18 protein-coding genes and 2 rRNA genes are annotated in these 16,857 nt (G+C 33.8%); 4 read left to right on the top strand and 16 right to left on the bottom strand.

The window, feature by feature from the left end; translation table 11 throughout:
- Positions 1-17 precede the first annotated feature (17 nt).
- From BQ9840_RS08115 to yedF, 10 genes are all read right to left on the bottom strand, one after another.
- Positions 18-968, bottom strand: coding sequence for a YybS family protein (locus BQ9840_RS08115; protein WP_077369312.1), 951 nt, complete (start codon positions 966-968; stop codon positions 18-20).
- Between the two features lie 5 nt (positions 969-973).
- Entirely contained in the window at positions 974-1,303 is a 330-nt protein-coding gene (locus tag BQ9840_RS08110) for a MazG-like family protein (RefSeq protein ID WP_077369311.1), read from the bottom strand.
- Positions 1,304-1,469: 166 nt separating this feature from the next.
- Complete coding sequence (gene rpsR / locus BQ9840_RS08105; protein WP_077369310.1) at positions 1,470-1,697, bottom strand: 30S ribosomal protein S18; 228 nt, start codon at positions 1,695-1,697, stop codon at positions 1,470-1,472.
- Positions 1,698-1,711: 14 nt separating this feature from the next.
- Complete coding sequence (locus BQ9840_RS08100) at positions 1,712-2,140, bottom strand: single-stranded DNA-binding protein (RefSeq protein WP_077369309.1); 429 nt, start codon at positions 2,138-2,140, stop codon at positions 1,712-1,714.
- A gap of 18 nt (positions 2,141-2,158) precedes the next feature.
- On the bottom strand, positions 2,159-2,443 hold the full coding sequence (gene rpsF, locus BQ9840_RS08095) for a 30S ribosomal protein S6 (protein ID WP_077369308.1): 285 nt from the start codon (positions 2,441-2,443) through the stop codon (positions 2,159-2,161).
- 162 nt (positions 2,444-2,605) lie between these two features.
- The gene (locus tag BQ9840_RS08090) at positions 2,606-3,787 is read right to left on the bottom strand and encodes an aminotransferase-like domain-containing protein (protein ID WP_077369307.1); all 1,182 of its coding nucleotides are present in this window, start codon (positions 3,785-3,787) and stop codon (positions 2,606-2,608) included.
- Between the two features lie 148 nt (positions 3,788-3,935).
- Positions 3,936-4,142 (bottom strand): DUF951 domain-containing protein, encoded by a 207-nt coding sequence (locus BQ9840_RS08085; protein WP_077370132.1) that lies wholly within the window; start codon positions 4,140-4,142, stop codon positions 3,936-3,938.
- A gap of 7 nt (positions 4,143-4,149) precedes the next feature.
- The gene (locus BQ9840_RS08080) at positions 4,150-5,013 is read right to left on the bottom strand and encodes a mechanosensitive ion channel family protein (protein WP_097677470.1); all 864 of its coding nucleotides are present in this window, start codon (positions 5,011-5,013) and stop codon (positions 4,150-4,152) included.
- A 13-nt stretch (positions 5,014-5,026) separates the two neighbouring features.
- Positions 5,027-5,293 (bottom strand): DUF3343 domain-containing protein, encoded by a 267-nt coding sequence (locus BQ9840_RS08075; protein ID WP_077369305.1) that lies wholly within the window; start codon positions 5,291-5,293, stop codon positions 5,027-5,029.
- 12 nt (positions 5,294-5,305) lie between these two features.
- Positions 5,306-5,902: a sulfurtransferase-like selenium metabolism protein YedF gene (gene yedF / locus BQ9840_RS08070; protein WP_077369304.1), complete on the bottom strand. Its 597-nt coding sequence runs from the start codon at positions 5,900-5,902 to the stop codon at positions 5,306-5,308.
- A 314-nt stretch (positions 5,903-6,216) separates the two neighbouring features.
- On the opposite strand from yedF, the gene BQ9840_RS08065 reads away from it, so the two are divergent.
- Genes BQ9840_RS08065 through BQ9840_RS08055 form a run of 3 tightly spaced genes read left to right on the top strand, consistent with a single transcriptional unit; the run spans position 6,217 to position 8,235 of the window.
- The gene (locus BQ9840_RS08065; RefSeq protein ID WP_234978637.1) at positions 6,217-6,594 is read left to right on the top strand and encodes a DUF2089 domain-containing protein; all 378 of its coding nucleotides are present in this window, start codon (positions 6,217-6,219) and stop codon (positions 6,592-6,594) included.
- An 11-nt stretch (positions 6,595-6,605) separates the two neighbouring features.
- A complete protein-coding gene (locus BQ9840_RS08060) occupies positions 6,606-7,868 on the top strand; it encodes a DUF4097 family beta strand repeat-containing protein (protein ID WP_077369303.1) in 1,263 nt (420 codons plus the stop codon).
- A gap of 1 nt (position 7,869) precedes the next feature.
- On the top strand, positions 7,870-8,235 hold the full coding sequence (locus BQ9840_RS08055) for an SHOCT-like domain-containing protein (RefSeq protein WP_077369302.1): 366 nt from the start codon (positions 7,870-7,872) through the stop codon (positions 8,233-8,235).
- Positions 8,236-8,251: 16 nt separating this feature from the next.
- On the opposite strand, the gene BQ9840_RS08050 is transcribed toward BQ9840_RS08055, so the two are convergent.
- Complete coding sequence (locus tag BQ9840_RS08050; RefSeq protein WP_077369301.1) at positions 8,252-8,881, bottom strand: hypothetical protein; 630 nt, start codon at positions 8,879-8,881, stop codon at positions 8,252-8,254.
- Positions 8,882-8,907: 26 nt separating this feature from the next.
- Entirely contained in the window at positions 8,908-9,987 is a 1,080-nt protein-coding gene (locus BQ9840_RS08045) for a DUF5711 family protein (RefSeq protein WP_077369300.1), read from the bottom strand.
- A gap of 145 nt (positions 9,988-10,132) precedes the next feature.
- Here BQ9840_RS08045 and BQ9840_RS08040 point away from each other — a divergent pair, with 145 nt between their 5' ends.
- Positions 10,133-11,602 (top strand): MocR-like pyridoxine biosynthesis transcription factor PdxR, encoded by a 1,470-nt coding sequence (locus BQ9840_RS08040; RefSeq protein WP_077369299.1) that lies wholly within the window; start codon positions 10,133-10,135, stop codon positions 11,600-11,602.
- 38 nt (positions 11,603-11,640) lie between these two features.
- Here BQ9840_RS08040 and BQ9840_RS08035 read toward each other — a convergent pair whose 3' ends face one another.
- The 4 genes from BQ9840_RS08035 to BQ9840_RS08020 all read right to left on the bottom strand — a co-directional run bounded on the left by BQ9840_RS08035 (position 11,641) and on the right by BQ9840_RS08020 (position 16,819).
- Complete coding sequence (locus BQ9840_RS08035) at positions 11,641-12,435, bottom strand: alpha/beta fold hydrolase (RefSeq protein WP_077369298.1); 795 nt, start codon at positions 12,433-12,435, stop codon at positions 11,641-11,643.
- A 12-nt stretch (positions 12,436-12,447) separates the two neighbouring features.
- On the bottom strand, positions 12,448-13,467 hold the full coding sequence (locus BQ9840_RS08030; protein WP_077369297.1) for a YkvI family membrane protein: 1,020 nt from the start codon (positions 13,465-13,467) through the stop codon (positions 12,448-12,450).
- 128 nt (positions 13,468-13,595) lie between these two features.
- A 5S ribosomal RNA gene (rrf, locus tag BQ9840_RS08025) occupies positions 13,596-13,712 on the bottom strand.
- A gap of 33 nt (positions 13,713-13,745) precedes the next feature.
- Positions 13,746-16,819: ribosomal RNA gene (locus tag BQ9840_RS08020) — 23S ribosomal RNA — on the bottom strand.
- Positions 16,820-16,857 lie beyond the last annotated feature (38 nt).

Here is a 16,857-nt window from a genome sequence, read left to right as displayed (position 1 = left end):
GAAATCCTCCTAAGGGATTATATTCCCTTTTTAATTCCTCTAAAATTAAATATTATATCCAAAAAGCCCACTATAGATATAATAGCACTCAATGGTATACTAATAATCAAGAGGATTACAAATATAACTCTTATGGCTGGATGCAATCTACTTCTATTTAAAAAGAATACTATAACAGATAATCCTTGTAAAAATAGTACGAAAGATATTAATACACTTACATTAATTAGTATAGTTTCATAATAAAATATCTTCAAATACTTCAAAAGAAAAACACCAATATAAATCAAAATCACACCAGGAATAATATTGTTTGGCAATTTAAAATTTGAAATCCTTGGTACATAAGCTATTCCATATCCTAATTTTCTAAGGACTAAAATAGATATCAGTGAATTAAGATATGCAGCAATAGCTGAAAATATGATAATCATTGAAGGTACTATTAGAACAACATATTCATACATGCTTTCCAAAAGCCCTTTTGTCTCATACATTTGAGAAGAAGAAAGGCCCATTTCCTTAAGCATATCAAGTTGTCCTTTTAAAACAAATTGTAAAGCTTGTTCTAGTTCATTTATGAACTTTACCCCTGCTATTTTACTTAATAGTGTTAATGACAACACATAAGAAACTAAAAATGTAATAGTTGTAACTATAATTGTCTCTTCCATTTTCTTTCTTTTATTGATCATATAGTTCAAAACAATACTAAATGGTACATAAGAAATCAATATATGAATACATGTATAATTATCCACAAAACATCCTACTAAAAGAGCAGATATAATAATGCTTGCTATATTATATTTTATACCATTTCTAACCCCTAATATTACAAAAAAAGCAGGGTATAATATATCAATTATAGGAATATAGTTAATCCCTAATAGCATAAATAATGTTCCCAATGCTATAATCAATAGAGATTCTAAAAAAGCCTTGGTCTTTTTATTTTTTAAATTCAAAACCTTCACTCCTGTCTATTATTTGTGTTTAAGTGTTCCTTAAGCTCACCTAAATCTCCATACCATTTTTCTATTGTATGTTCTTCAGCTAGGGAAAGCTTAATCTGATCTTCAATTTTATGATCAATAGCTTCATAATTAAAACCTAAACGTTTCCCTAATAGATAAGAAACGAGGATAATATTTGATAAAATATCCAATAACTCTTCTCTACCGCTATTAATCCCCTTTGTCAGAACTTCAAAAAGATGAGCTACAGCTGAAAGTAATTCACACTTTAACCACTCAACAATTTTTAAATCCTTTATGACATTTATATCTTTCTCTTCCTTCATATTCCCACGCCCTTTATATATTCTCTAAAAAGCTAAACTAAAAACAACTAGTTATATTAAAATAATACAAGCTAATCCATAGGATGTCAAACGGAAACAAATTCACAAAATAGAATGCATTAATAATATATGTATAAAAAAGAGAGGAGTTCTTCCTCTCTTTAGATTAGTCTGCACTATATGGTAATAAAGCAACTTGTCTAGCTCTCTTAATAGCTCTTGTAAGTTGTCTTTGATGTCTTGCACAGTTTCCTGTAATTCTTCTAGGTAATATTTTACCTCTTTCAGTTATATATTTTTTAAGTTTGTTTATATCTTTGTAATCTATATCTTCTGCTTTGTCTGCGCAAAATGTACAAACTCTTTTTCTTGGTTTATATCTTCTTTGTGCCATCTTTTTTCCCTCCTTTAGAATGGAATATCATCATCATCTACAGTGTGAAAACCTTCTATTCCAGAAAAATCAGAACTGTCATTGCTAAAATCAGAACCTTTATTGTCTCCCCATTCTAAAAACTCAACCCTCTCTGCAACTACTTCAGTCACATACCTTCTAATACCATCTTTTTCATAAGAGCTTGATTGAAGTCTTCCTTGAACGGCAGTAAGCCTTCCCTTTGCTAAATAATTAGCACAATTCTCAGCTTGCCTTCCCCAAACTACAATATTTATAAAATCTGCTGTTGGTTGTCCTTTTGCTTCTAATTCTTGCTTCTTATCTCTAGATAATGGTTTATCTATTGCAAGACTAAACCTAGATACAGGGGTTCCATTTCCGGGAAGAAATCTTAGCTCAGGGTCTCTTGTCAATCTCCCAATCAATACAACATTATTCACAAAAAACACCACCCTTAACTATTCTTCTTCTCTGACTATCATATGTCTCAAAATACTGTCTGAAATTTTAGCTATTCTGTCAAATTCTTTAACAGCTTCTGGAGTAGATTCAAAATTAATAACTACATAATAACCATCAGTATAGTCGTTAATTTCATAAGCAAGTTTTCTACTTCCCCAATCATCAACATTGGAAATTGTACCATCTGCTTCAATGATTCCCTTTAACCTATCTAAAAGAGAGTTCCTTTTTTCTTCTTCTAGTTCTGGTAAAAAGATAAGCATAGCTTCATATTTTTTCATATTTTCACCTCCTTGTGGACTAACGGTTCTACTCTAAGTAGAACAAGGATTTATCTTACAAATTATATCATTAATATATCTACATTTCAAGGACATTTACAAATATTCTCTTAGAACTTTTTGAAAAAGCCCCTAGAATAATCTAGAGGCTTTTTATTAATACTACATCATTTCTTTTATAGCTTTTGCTAATCTCTTAATACCAATAACTATCTTTTCTTCATCCATATTTGAATAGTTAAGTCTAAATGTATTTTCATTTCCACCATTAGGGAAGAATGAGCCACCTGGTACAAATGCAACATTGTTTGCAAGTGCCTTTTCAGCTAGCACTCTAGCATTTATATGTTCTGGAAGAACAACCCAAGTGAAAAGACCTCCTTCTGGATTAGTAAACTTAACTCCTTCTGGGAACTCTTCCTTCATAGTTCCAATCATTAAATCTCTTCTCTTTCTGTAAACTGTTCTCAATTTTTCAATATGAGCTTCAATATCATATTCTTCTAAGAACTTAGCAACTTGCATTTGTGAAATAGTACTAGCTTGTAAGTCAGCCCCTTGTTTTACAAGGATGTACTTATTAAGAGCTTCACTATCAGCACAAACCCAACCAAGTCTTAATCCTGGACAGAAAATCTTAGAGAAAGTACCCAAGAATACAACTCTACCTTCAGTATCATAGTGTTTTACTGCTGGTAAAAATTCTCCTTCAAATCTAAGTTCTCCATAAGGATTGTCCTCAATAATAACAACATTGTATTCATTAGCTAATTCAACAATTCTCTTTCTTCTATCTTCACTCCAAGTTCTACCAGATGGATTTTGGAAATCTGGTATAACATAAATAATTCTAACTCTGTCATTATTCTTAAGTATTTCTTCTAAATCTTCCATGATCATTCCATGTTCATCTGTTGGCACTTCAATGAACTTTGGTTCATAAGCCTTAAAAGCATTTATAGCGCCTAAGTAACTTGGACTTTCACATAATACTATGTCGCCTTCATTTAAAAATATCTTTCCTGAAAAATCTAATCCCTGTTGAGAACCACTGATAACTAAAATATCATTTGGATCAGCCTTAACCCCTACTTTCTCCATTCTCTTTGTGATTTCAACTCTAAGTGGTTCATAACCTTCTGTAGGGCCATATTGTAATGCTTTAGTACCTTGTTCGTCTAATACTTCAACTGAAATCTTCTTCATTTCTTCTACTGGAAACAATTCAGGTGCTGGTAATCCACCTGCAAAAGAAATAATCTCTGGCTTTTGAGTTAATTTTAACAATTCTCTAATCTCAGAAGCCTTAATATTATTCATACGTTTTGAATAATTTAAACTCACGAAAAAGCACCCCCTAATTTTTTAAAAGCGTTTTCCTATTGAAAAACACTACCTTATATGTATAGTTTACTATTAATAAAAAGATTTGTCTAATACATCTTTCTATCAGATGTGGTTTGCCTTTCATTTAAGCCTGTTACAGTAGTTGTTAAATCTTATTAACACTTTCCCATTTCTCATCTATCAGAATCTTTCTAACTCTTTTCTCAAATTCCATTCTAGACATCCAAATCTGCCTATTACAACCAAGACATTTAAGCCTAAAATCCACACCAGTTCTCATTACTTCCCACTTGTTCTCGCCGCAAGGATGACCTTTTTTAAGGGACACAATATCTCCAAGTTCAATTTTCATTACCAAATTAATTCCCTCCTTTTAGCTTTTCGTCAAAAACTACCCTCTTTGGATAAGGTATCTCAATATTTTCTCTATCAAAAGTCTCTTTGATATTCATCCTGATAAGCCTTTCAATTCTCCACTGTTCCATAGGCTCAGTCTTTGCAACTATCCTTACAACTACTTCATATTCTCCAAAACTAGATATGCCCAAAACTGTAGGACCTTCAAGTATACAATCCTCAACCTTTCTGATTTCTTCACACATATCATTTAAAACTGCTAAAACCCTGTCTATATCTTCTTCATAGGATACACCAATATCCACCATCGCCCTCATAGGGCCTCTAGCCCCATTAGTAACAGCCTCTATCTTACTATTAGGGATAATGTGAAGCTCACCAGAAAAATCTCTTATCTTTGTAATCCTAAGGCCCATCTCCTCAACAATTCCTTCAAACTCTCCTATTTTCACATAATCTCCTACAGAAAATTGATCATCAAATAATATAGAAAATCCCGTTATCACATCTTTCACAAGACTTTGAGCACCAAAACCTATAGCCAATCCACCTATACCAGCAGTAGCCAATATAGAAGTAGTCTTTATGCCAAATAGTTCAAGAGATGGTACCAAACCTATAAAATAAAACACATACTTATTTAAATTCTTCAAAACAGTAGCAAGGGTATTGGCTTTTCTCTCGTCTACTCCAAATTTAATCTTTCGCTTTCTATCTATTGACTTATCAATAATAGCATTAAATATTCTAATCCCTATTCTAACAAGTATAAATATTATAGCTATCTTTACGATTTTACCAAGTATAGTTAATTCATTATTATTTCCTACAAATATACCTTTCAAAAAATCCAATACGCCTTGCATAATATCCCACCTACTAATTCATTAATTCTACACTGTATTTGCCGTCAACTTTTGTCAATTTATATATTCCCTTTATAGCTAAATTAGTTTTTTCAATACTTTTCTTTGCATCCTCTAAATCTTCTAAATCAAATCTAATAGAGAGACCACAACTAGAGGTAATTTCTCTAGGTGTAGGTATTGTCTTAAACTTAAGTCCCGCTTCTTTAAATACCTTTTCTCCACTTATAGCATGATGAGTTGATTCAAAAGTTAGAACTCCATATACTTCATCCTTCATTATATCATACTCCTAGCCTATTGTAATAGTACTTGCTGGATTTTTTAATTTTTCTAATATAGTATACATATTTGTCACTCCACCAACTTGTAATTTGTCCTTCATCTTGAAGAAATCAAGGCAAGTACCACAAGAAAGTATTTCTATTCCTTCTTTTTCAAGTTTTTTTAAATCTTCAAGAACTTCTGATCCTTCACAAGTCAAATAAACTCCGCCATTGTAAAATACCAATGTTTCAGGATAAGGTTTTGCTTCAGTAAGAGTATATATAAAGCTCTTCATAAGGATTTTTCCTAATTCTTCAGAGCCACCACCCATAGTATTAGAACTAAAAGCAACAGTCATATCCTTAAAATCATCTGATTTACTTACACTTACCTCTACGCTTCCTTCACCCTTAGTAATATGAACATGATATTCTACATCGCTTTTTTTGTCTACTGAAAATTCAAAGCCAGAACTCTTTGCCAATTTTGAAACATTTTCCTTTGCTATTTCATTGTCTACAATAGTTGTAACTATACCGTCATTTATCTCATCCAATGCCTTTTTAGTCATAATAACTGGTCTTGGACAAAGTTCTCCTCTTGCATCTACTTCTTTGTTCATTATTATTCCTCCTTCAAAATAATAGTATTAACTATATTATACTAGCTATTTCTACAATAAAAACAATATATAGATATAATCTATAATATATATTCTTCTATAGAATAAATTTATAATTCATACATATATCTATATTAATATTTTAAAACTCAAACTTAATAATATTAATACTCGAATTAAAATTATTAATATTGGTGTTGACTTTTTGAATTTTAAATACTATTATAATATTAAAGATACAAAATATAGAAATAGCTAAATAATTAACATAATATAGATATTTAACTTTGTAACTATAAAAGGAAGGTGAAAATATGAGTATAAACAGAGAAGTCATCGGTAAATGTCCTGTTTGTGGAGATGAATTGGAAGTAACAAAATTAAGCTGTAATTATTGTGGAACTAGTATTGAGGGACATTTTACATTGTGTAAATTTTGCAAACTTTCTGACGAACAAAAGCATTTTATAGAAGTATTTGTTAAAAACAGAGGAAATATTAAGGAAATTGAAAAAGAACTTGGCATTTCTTATCCAACAGTTAGAAATAAGTTGGAAAATGTCATAGAGGCATTAGGCTATAGTCCTAAGTATTCAGAACCAAATGTCAATAAAAAAGAAGTACTTGAAAAATTAAGCCTTGGAGAAATTACTTCAGAAGAGGCAATAAAATTATTAAAAGGTGAAGAATAGGGGGGTTAAAATTGAAAGAGGAAAGAATGATGATTTTAACTATGCTTGAAGAAGGTAAAATTTCAAGCGAAGAGGCATTAAAACTATTGGATGCAATAGACGATACTCCTGAAGATGTAGAAGAAGAATTTATTATTACAGATGAAGATAAGACACAAGAAAAAGATGAGAAAAAGATAAACTTTGAAAAGACCATGGAAAAGGTTGAAAAGACCTTAAAAGAACAAGGTAAAAAAGTGGGAGACCTTGGAGCAGACTTAGGTAACAAAATATCTGAACTATTTAGTGGAATAAAAGATAAAAGTTCTTCAGTAAACTTTTGGGGAAATTACGAAACATCAAGTACTACTTTAGAAAAAGACATATCCCATATAGATGAACCTATAATTGATTTAAGTTCAGTAAATGGAAGTATCTCCGTGAAAACTTGGGAAAAACAAAGTCTATTGATAAAAGTAATATGTAATTACAAAAAAGGGGTACTAGATGAAAATGATACATTCTACGATTTCTATGAAGAGGATAACAAAATAATATTTAGACCTAATTTTACTAGCAATATAGGAATTAAGTTAGAAGTTTATTTACCTGATAAAAAATACGATAATATAATACTAAATACCTCCAACGCAAAAATTGAAGTAAATAAAGTAAATCTAAATTCACTAATCTGCGACACTACAAATTCCAATATAAATGTTTCAGATATAGTTGGAAAAGATGTGAAATTGGCTACTAAAAACGGTAAAATATATATTGAAAAAGTACAGTCCCCTATCATATTAGCTAATAGTACAAATTCCAGTATGATACTAAATAAGATAACAGGAGAAAAAGTATTTGTAGCTACTAAAAACGGTAGAATCTATTTAGATGAAATAATTGCAGATTCCATAGATGCAACAACTTCTAATAGCAATATAGAAACAAAAAAAATAAAAGGTAGAATTATTAGATTGAACACTTCTAACTCAAAAATAATATGTGATGATTTAGACTCAGAGGGAATGGAAAAGTTAGAACTAATAACTTCTAACTCAGGAATAAATGCTCATTTTGACAAATTAGAAGGTGAAACATACTTTGACTTGGAAACTTCCCTAGGAACTATTAATCTAGAAATACCAAATCTAGTTTATAAAATAAATCAACAAAACAAACTCGGAACTAGAAAGATAATTGCTCACAGCATCAACTTTAACGAAGACGAAGCTAATTTTAAATTTATTGCTTCAACTTCCAATGGATCCATTAAAATTGATAAGGAGGGTTAAGATGAGAGAGGAAAAGTTACAAATTTTAAAAATGGTAGAAGAGGGAAAGGTAACTGTAGAAGAAGGGGTAGATCTTTTAAATGCTCTTGAAGAAAAAGCCTCTACTAAACCTAACAAATCTAACAAATGGGTGAAGATAAAGGTATATGACCCAGATGATGACAACAAAGTCAATGTAACTATACCCGTTTCCTTTGTCAATTTTGGACTGAAACTTGCTACAAAATTCTCTCCAGAACTAAAAGAAACTGGCTTAAGTGAAGAAGATTTCAATGAAATCAATGAAATGATTAAAAATGGTGCACTAGGAAAAATTGTAGATGTAGAAAGTAAAAACGGAGAAAAAGTTGAAATAGTAATAGAATAATCCCGCTTTTGCGGGATTATTCATTGGTTTTATTCATATTGTATATAATTCTTCCACCAATTACAATCAACAATATAGGCCATAAGTAAGATATAAACTTCCAGAACTTAAACTTGATAACTGTCTTTGATGAAAGTAAAAACAATGCAGAAAGTACAATCATAATAATAGACAAACTTCTTGGCCAATCAATTCCCAACTTCTTATACTCTAATGCATACATAATGTATAAAGCTATAGCTAGAAATAAGAACAATACCCAAGCTGTATCTCCATAACTCATTTCATCTATAAGTGTATAAGTACCTATGGCAGGAAGCAAACAGCCAAATACCAAATATCCCCTAGTTTTATGTCTAGAATACATAACCAGTGAAACTATACCTATTATCCAAAGGAAAACAAACCCCTTAATATTTACATTGGTAAAAGTATATTCATCAATAATTGAAACTATAGATATACCTAAGAGTATCAATCCAGCAGCTAAATAACCAGTCTGTCTCTTAAAACCATAAGCTATTAATAACGCCACTCCCAATATCAAAAGCAACCAATTAAAGGTCAAAACATTTAAGTTTAGGAGAAAAAACATAACACCAATAAATATTAGTACAACTCCTAATGTGTAATCTTTTCTTTCCATTATAAAACCTCCCCTTAAATATATTTTTATTCTTTATCTTTATTTATAATCTTCATCACATTTATTTTATCAGAAGTGTTTTGTATAATATTTAAACCATCAACTTTTATTTCCCCTTCTTCTTCTAATTGATATCTTAAATATTCCTCTCTCTTCTCCAATCCTAATACTTCCTCATCTCCTACGATCAAAACACTTTTCTTATAAGGATAAATACTATTATAACTTCCCTTTAACTCCAATGTTTCTTCAACACGTCCATCATAATTTAACAATTCCAATCCATGCTCATAAAGTAAATACATCTTGTCAATTTCTTCATCTATATAAATATCCTTAACATTTGAATAATCTTTCTTCCAAAGAATCTTACTTTCCTTTATACCATAAAGTCCACTATCAGTTAAAACAATAATATTTTCCTCATCTATAAAATCAATAAAAGTTATTATTTCATCTGTAAATTTTACATTTCCTATAGAATTTCCATTAATATTATAAATATTTAAACTGCTCATAATATTATCTTCGCCAATATTTAAAGTAGATATAAGTATTTTTTTTAATGTATCATTAAAAGCAAAATTCAAGATATTACCTGTTGGTAAAATACTAGTCAATACCTTTCCATCTTTAGTCAAAAGGGTTAAATTTTCCTTTTTTTCTTGTTTTCCCACTACATATATAATACCCTCTTTTTCTATTACTTTATCTATAGGATTATTTAACTGAATCCTATTTGTACTTTTACCCTCTTCATTGATAATATACACATCTCCTGTTGTACCTTCTGAAAGATAAACTACTTCCTCTCCAAGATACACTATAGGTTTTTCAAAGGTAACTTTTTTTTCCCAAGCTTGAGTCCCATCTCTATTTATAGCAACAATAACATTATTATCATATTTTATCATTACATTTTTATAAAACTTTACTGCGGTATCTGAAGTAGCTGGAATCTTATGTACAATTTGAAGTGTTTTACTTTCCTTATTAGGTAAAAGCTTGTCTAAATGACCCTTCCCAAAAAATATAGCTACAGCAAAAAACATAAACAGTATAAATATTTTAAAACCACTTTTATTTTTATTATTAGTATCTTCCATAAATTCTTCCTCCTATTAGTTTAATTCTCCATGATTTTAAAAAATCCTTCAAAAACAATTAATTATCTACAGTTTACACAAAAATAATTATCTGATATAATAAATGTATCGATACATTTTAAAATATTATTCAATGGAGGTAAATATGAATAATAATATAATACTACAACTAGACAGAGATTTAAAAGTACCAATGTATATACAACTTTATAACAAATTAAAAAACTTAATAGAAACAGGGAAACTTGAAGAAGGAGAAAAACTTCCTTCTATAAGAAGTTTAGCAGAAGAATTAGGTGTAAACAATGTAACTGTAGTCAATGCATACAAACAACTAGAGCAAGAATCATATGTATATTCCAAAAAGGGCAGTGGAACCTATGTGCGTAAAAGTGACAGTGAATTGCAATTTGGTTGTTTTGAAGATGAAAATATGGATTTGATGACCAATGGCATACTATCCATGTCTGAAAACAGCATCAATTTTGCCAGTGCCTCTCCTACACCAGAGCTATTTCCAGTAGAGGAATTCAAAAAAGTTCTAATTGAAGTACTAAATAGAGACAAGGGAAATGCCTTTGTATACCCAGAAATAAACGGTTATGGGCCATTAAGAGAATCCATAAGCCTATTTTTGAAAGAATACTATCAAATAGACACTTTGCCCTCTGAAATTCAAATTACATCAGGAGGACAACAGGGAATAGATCTATTATCAAAAACACTAATTCAACCTGGAGACTATATATTTCTTGAAAACCCAACCTACTCTGGAGCAGTAGCTGCCTTCAAATCAAGAGGAGCCAATATAGTACCTATTTCTATAAAAGAAGATGGAATTGACATTGAAGAGCTAAACAAAATGATAAAACAATATCATCCAAAATTTCTATATATAATGCCTTGCTATCAAAGTCCAACTACTTACTCTTATAGTGAACAAAAGAAAATAGAACTACTAAATATTGCCTATGAAAACAATCTATATATAATAGAAGATGACTTTCTGTCAGATTTGTCCTATGGTGAAAAGAGACTTCCTCTAAAGACAATGGATACACATGGTCATGTAGTCTATATCAAGAGCTTCTCAAAAATACTAATGCCTGGACTAAGAATAGGTTTCCTAACAGCACCTAAAAAAATATTTGGAAGTATAGTAAGAGCAAAGCACACCACAGATATAACTTCATCAGGATTCATCCAAAGAGCATTTGACCTTTATCTTAGAAGTGGATTCTGGAAAAGTCATATTGAAAGAACAAAAATAGAATATGGTGAAAAATATCAACTATTATTAAAAAAAATAAAATCCCTAGAAAAACACAATATATCCTTCAAAGAACCTAAAGGTGGACTAAGTATCTGGTTAAAACTACCTGAAAACATAAATAGCGTAGAACTATACAACGAATGTGCCAAAAACAATGTAATAATAGTTCCAGGAGAAATATTCTTTATAAACAAAAACAAACAATACTCAAACTATATAAGACTTAGCTTTGGATCAGTTTCCAAAAGAGAAATAATAAGCGGAATAAAAACAATAGACGAATGCATCTCATCGCTAAAAGGAGAAAAAACCGAATCAACTAAATACATCCCACTAATATAATATAGCCTTAATGTTAAGGTTTAACTTTAACATTAAGGCTATACTTTTAAAAATTCCATTATTAAATTAACAAATTCAGGGGGTTTCTCGTACATACAGCCATGTCCTGCATCTTTTATCATAATCCATTTAGAATTAGGTATACTCTCATGTAATACCTCTTGATACTCTAGAGGAGTTATAACATCAAGTTCCGAACTAATAATCAAAGTAGGTACTCTTATTTCATTTAATCTATCAGTAATATTAAAATTGTGTCCACTCTTTACGAGCCTACGAAATCTTTCATACCACTCTATATCAAATAACTTACTAAACTGCTTTTCCATTTTTTCTAATTTATCATTGTTTTTTTCAATGTACAGAGGGGAATACATTCCTTTAACAAAAGCATTACAAAATATAGAAGCATCATAAGTAGAAGCTGCACTACCCCATATTGCCCCTAATTCTTTCATATGATTGTCTGTACAACTAGTAGTATTTGATAATATAAGAGAACTTACCATATAGTCATATTTTAGTGTAAATAGCTGAGCTACCTCTCCACCATAGGACATTCCAAATAAATGTACCTTTTCATAACCAAGCTCATCAAGTAATTGTTTTAGAATCTCAACATTCAAATTCTGCGAATACTGTCCATCTGCACTATCTGAACGCCCTTGATCTATTAGATCCACCAAAAGCATCTTATACTCACTAGAAACAATCTTTATAAATGGTGACCAACTAGCAACACTCATCATAAGCCCATTTAAAAATACAATCACTTCACCACTGCCATGTTCACGATAATATATATTTTTGTTGTTGATATTTATATAAGGCATAGTGTCACTCCTTCAACTCAATCTTAAAAGTGATATTATAAGTATTGCACCTCCTATATACCCGAAAATAGGATACATAGTTGAAACAAGACTTGAAAAACCTAGTTTGGATACAGGAATACCACAAAGACAAAAAACAAATGATAGTACAATTCTATTTATATTTTTAAACCTATTTTCAATAAAGCCATAACCATTGGCAATAGCTGTAGTAAACATAGCAAACCACAATACTATATTAAATACCTTTCTATAATATATACTAACATATTCAGAGACCTTAAGCATTGGTATTTCAATATTGTATGTTTCTGTATATAGAATTAACAAAGGCATCAATATAAAGCATCCTATTAGCCCTAAAGACAATCCTCCTACAATTCCTCCCCTAATAGCAGTACTCTTATTTGGAATAATAGGCAAAAGAGATGATAATACCACTATCATCAATAGACTATTAAAACTCACATATAGTATAGAAGATGTAATGAAATTTCCCTTATTAGTAATACTAGCCCCTTGAGTATTACTAAATACAAGCCCTTCTTTTAAAATAACATTGCTACTTAAAAAAATTATTCCTATTATCAATATAGGAACAAGTAAAGTGTTAATAAAGGATAAACCCTTAATACTAAAAATAAAGACAACAAAGCACAATATAGACATTAAATATATACCAAAATCAATGGGTAAATTGAACTCTTCACTTAATATAGCCCCACTTCCAGAAAGCATAATAGAAAATCCTACAAATAGATAAATAGCAATAATGGTTTCAATAATAATACTTAATTTTTTGCCAAATATTAAATTCAACAGCTCATTGTTGTTTTGTATATTTAATTCATAAACCTTAGAGAGAAAAAATGCACCTATGAAGGCAAATAAACATCCACTTATTATCATACCTAATATTCCCTTTAGACCATATACTCCAAAGAAATCTATTATCTCTCTACCTGAAGCAAATCCAGCACCTATTACTGTTCCTATATAAATAAAGGCGATCTTAACCAAATTCCTATCCATAACATCCCCTCCCAACTAATTAATCATATTCTTAATACTGCTTATCCTATGCAAAATAAGGAGGATGTTATATAGATAGAAAAAAGCCCTACCTCGACCTACGAGATAGAGCTTTTTATATATGTATGATCTGGCAACTTCCTACTCTCCCAGGGCGTCACCACCCAAGTACCATCGGCGTTTAGAGGCTTAACTTCTGTGTTCGGTATGGGAACAGGTGTGACCCTCTAGCCAACGTCACCAGATATTTGATTTTGAAAATCACAGTAAGAATATAATTGGTCAAGCCCTCGACTTATTAGTATCCCTTAGCTAAAAGTATTGCTACTCTTACACCTAGGACCTATCAACCAAGTAATCTACTTGGAGTCTTACCTTAAAAAGTGGGAAATCTCATCTTGGGGGAGACTTCGTGCTTAGATGCCTTCAGCACTTATTCCTTCCAGACATAGCTACTCAGCTGTGCCTCTGGCGAGACAACTGATGCACCAGCGGTCTGTCCATCCCGGTCCTCTCGTACTAGGGACAGCTCCTCTCAAATTTCCTACGCCCACGACGGATAGGGACCGAACTGTCTCACGACGTTCTGAACCCAGCTCGCGTGCCTCTTTAATGGGCGAACAGCCCAACCCTTGGGACCTACTCCAGCCCCAGGATGAGACGAGCCGACATCGAGGTGCCAAACCTCCCCGTCGATGTGGACTCTTGGGGGAGATAAGCCTGTTATCCCCGGGGTAGCTTTTATCCGTTGAGCGATGGCCCTTCCACTCGGCGCCACCGGATCACTAAGTCCAACTTTCGTTCCTGCTCCACTTGTAGGTGTCGCAGTCAAGCTCCCTTATGCCTTTACACTCTTCGCACGATTTCCGACCGTGCTGAGGGAACCTTTGAGCGCCTCCGTTACTCTTTGGGAGGCGACCGCCCCAGTCAAACTGCCCAACTGACAGTGTCCCAAGACTGGATTCACAGTCTCTGGTTAGAATTTCAGCATTGCAAGAGTGGTATCCAAAGGACGACTCCACCAAAGCTGGCGCTCTGGTTTCTCAGTCTCCCACCTATCCTGTACAGGCAATACCAAAATCCAATGTCAGCCTACAGTAAAGCTCCACGGGGTCTTTCCGTCCTGTCGCGGGTAACTCGCATCTTCACGAGTACTACAATTTCACCGGATCTCTTGTTGAGACAGTGCCCAAGTCGTTACGCCTTTCGTGCGGGTCGGAACTTACCCGACAAGGAATTTCGCTACCTTAGGACCGTTATAGTTACGGCCGCCGTTTACTGGGGCTTAAGTTCGGAGCTTCGCTTTACAGCTAACCCTTCCCCTTAACCTTCCAGCACCGGGCAGGTGTCAGCCCCTATACATCGTCTTTCGACTTAGCAGAGACCTGTGTTTTTGGTAAACAGTCGCTTGGGCCCATTCACTGCGACCAGTCAAAGCTTACGTAGCAAGTACTTCACTTTAACCGGCACCCCTTCTCCCGAAGTTACGGGGCTATTTTGCCGAGTTCCTTAACAAGAGTTCTTCCGAACGTCTTAGGATTTTCTCCTCGCCTACCTGTGTTGGTTTGCGGTACGGGTACCTAATATACTCGATAGAGGCTTTTCTTGGCAGTGTGGAATCAGCTGCTTCACTACTTATTTTTCGCTCCCCATCACTTCTCGGAACTCTCCTACGGATTTGCCTATAGGAGCTTCCTACCAGTTTGGGCGCACACAACCAACGGTGCGCTCAGCTTATCCTCCTGCGTCACCCCATCTCTCAAACGCATATAGGTAGTACAGGAATATCAACCTGTTGTCCATCGCCTACGCCATTTGGCCTGGGCTTAGGTCCCGACTAACCCTGAGCGGACGAGCCTTCCTCAGGAAACCTTAGGCTTTCGACGGGTAAGATTCTCACTTACCTTATCGCTACTCATGCCAGCATTCTCTCTTCTGTACAGTCCACCACTCCTTACGGTGTAGCTTCAGCCCGTACAGAATGCTCCTCTACCGATGCAAATGCATCCCACAGCTTCGGTGACAGGTTTTAGCCCCGGTAATCTTCGGCGCAAGGTCACTCGACCAGTGAGCTATTACGCACTCTTTGAATGAGTGGCTGCTTCTAAGCCAACATCCTGGTTGTCTGTGTAACCTTACATCCTTTCCCACTTAACCTGTACTTAGGGACCTTAGCTGGTGATCTGGGCTGTTTCCCTTTTGACTACGAAACTTATCTCCCGCAGTCTGACTCCCAAGAAACATGACTATGGTATTCGGAGTTTGATAGGTTTTGGTAACACTATGTGCCCCTAGACCATTCAGTGCTCTACCCCCACGTCACTATTCTTGAGGCTAGCCCTAAAGCTATTTCGAGGAGAACCAGCTATCTCCGGGTTCGATTGGAATTTCACCGCTACCCACAGGTCATCCGATAGCTTTTCAACGCTAAACGGTTCGAGCCTCCACGAAATTTTACTTTCGTTTCACTCTGCCCATGGGTAGGTCACCCGGTTTCGGGTCTACGATATACAACTAAACGCCCTATTGAGACTTGGTTTCCCTACGGCTTCGCTGCTTAACAGCTTAACCTTGCTGCATATCGTAACTCGCTGGCCCGTTCTACAAAAAGTACGCGGTCGCACATATAAAGTGCTTCCACTGCTTGTAAACATAGGGTTTCAGATTCTATTTCACTCCCCTCCCGGGGTTCTTTTCACCTTTCCCTCACGGTACTTCTTCACTATCGGTCACCAGATAGTATTTAGCCTTGGGGGGTGGTCCCCCCTGCTTCCCACAGGATTTCACGTGTCCCATGGTACTCTGGATCATGGCTTTAAGTTATCTTGTTTCACCTACAGGACTATCACCTTCTATGGTAGACCTTTCCAGGTCCTTCGACTACAAGATTCACTTAAGTTATGCCAGTCCGCAACCCCAGGTATTCAACTCAGCCTTGCTGAGTTGAAAATTTTAAATGTTAAATTTTAAATTGTGAATTAAAGTGTTATTTACTTGATTGCTTTAACATCTTTTAATTTAAAATTCACAATTCATAATTTGCAATTTCCAACTGAACAAAGTTCAGTTGAATACCTGGTTTGGGCTGTTCCCCGTTCGCTCGCCGCTACTTGGAGAATCGATTTTTCTTTCTTTTCCTCAGGATACTTAGATGTTTCAGTTCTCCTGGTGTTCCCTCACCTACCTATGTATTCAGTAGATGATACCTAGAGTTTATCTAGGCAGGTTTCCCCATTCGGAAATCCCCGGATCGAAGCTTGTTTGCAGCTCCCCGAGGCATATCGTCGCTTACCACGTCCTTCATCGGCTTCTGGTGCCAAGGCATTCACCCTATGCTCTTATTAGCTTGACCAGTAAAATTGTATTTATATAACAATTTCTTTCTTACTG

The organism is Anaerosalibacter sp. Marseille-P3206 (genome assembly GCF_900155565.1).
Taxonomy (GTDB): Bacteria; Bacillota; Clostridia; order Tissierellales; family Sporanaerobacteraceae; genus FUHM01.
The sequence above is the reverse complement of the archived record's forward strand: the minus strand, read 5'-3'. Positions and strand labels throughout refer to the sequence as shown.

Bases quoted from the DNA above. Each gene is read 5' to 3' on its own strand.
- BQ9840_RS08110 (WP_077369311.1), bottom strand. From the start codon at position 1,303: ATGAAGGAAGAGAAAGATATAAATGTCATAAAGGATTTAAAAATTGTT.
- rpsR (WP_077369310.1), bottom strand. From the start codon at position 1,697: ATGGCACAAAGAAGATATAAACCAAGAAAAAGAGTTTGTACATTTTGC.
- rpsF (WP_077369308.1), bottom strand. From the start codon at position 2,443: ATGAAAAAATATGAAGCTATGCTTATCTTTTTACCAGAACTAGAAGAA.
- BQ9840_RS08085 (WP_077370132.1), bottom strand. From the start codon at position 4,142: ATGAAAATTGAACTTGGAGATATTGTGTCCCTTAAAAAAGGTCATCCT.
- BQ9840_RS08080 (WP_097677470.1), bottom strand. From the start codon at position 5,013: ATGCAAGGCGTATTGGATTTTTTGAAAGGTATATTTGTAGGAAATAAT.
- BQ9840_RS08075 (WP_077369305.1), bottom strand. From the start codon at position 5,293: ATGAAGGATGAAGTATATGGAGTTCTAACTTTTGAATCAACTCATCAT.
- yedF (WP_077369304.1), bottom strand. From the start codon at position 5,902: ATGAACAAAGAAGTAGATGCAAGAGGAGAACTTTGTCCAAGACCAGTT.
- BQ9840_RS08065 (WP_234978637.1), top strand. From the start codon at position 6,217: ATGAGTATAAACAGAGAAGTCATCGGTAAATGTCCTGTTTGTGGAGAT.
- BQ9840_RS08055 (WP_077369302.1), top strand. From the start codon at position 7,870: ATGAGAGAGGAAAAGTTACAAATTTTAAAAATGGTAGAAGAGGGAAAG.
- BQ9840_RS08050 (WP_077369301.1), bottom strand. From the start codon at position 8,881: ATGGAAAGAAAAGATTACACATTAGGAGTTGTACTAATATTTATTGGT.
- BQ9840_RS08045 (WP_077369300.1), bottom strand. From the start codon at position 9,987: ATGGAAGATACTAATAATAAAAATAAAAGTGGTTTTAAAATATTTATA.
- BQ9840_RS08040 (WP_077369299.1), top strand. From the start codon at position 10,133: ATGAATAATAATATAATACTACAACTAGACAGAGATTTAAAAGTACCA.
- BQ9840_RS08035 (WP_077369298.1), bottom strand. From the start codon at position 12,435: ATGCCTTATATAAATATCAACAACAAAAATATATATTATCGTGAACAT.
- BQ9840_RS08030 (WP_077369297.1), bottom strand. From the start codon at position 13,467: ATGGATAGGAATTTGGTTAAGATCGCCTTTATTTATATAGGAACAGTA.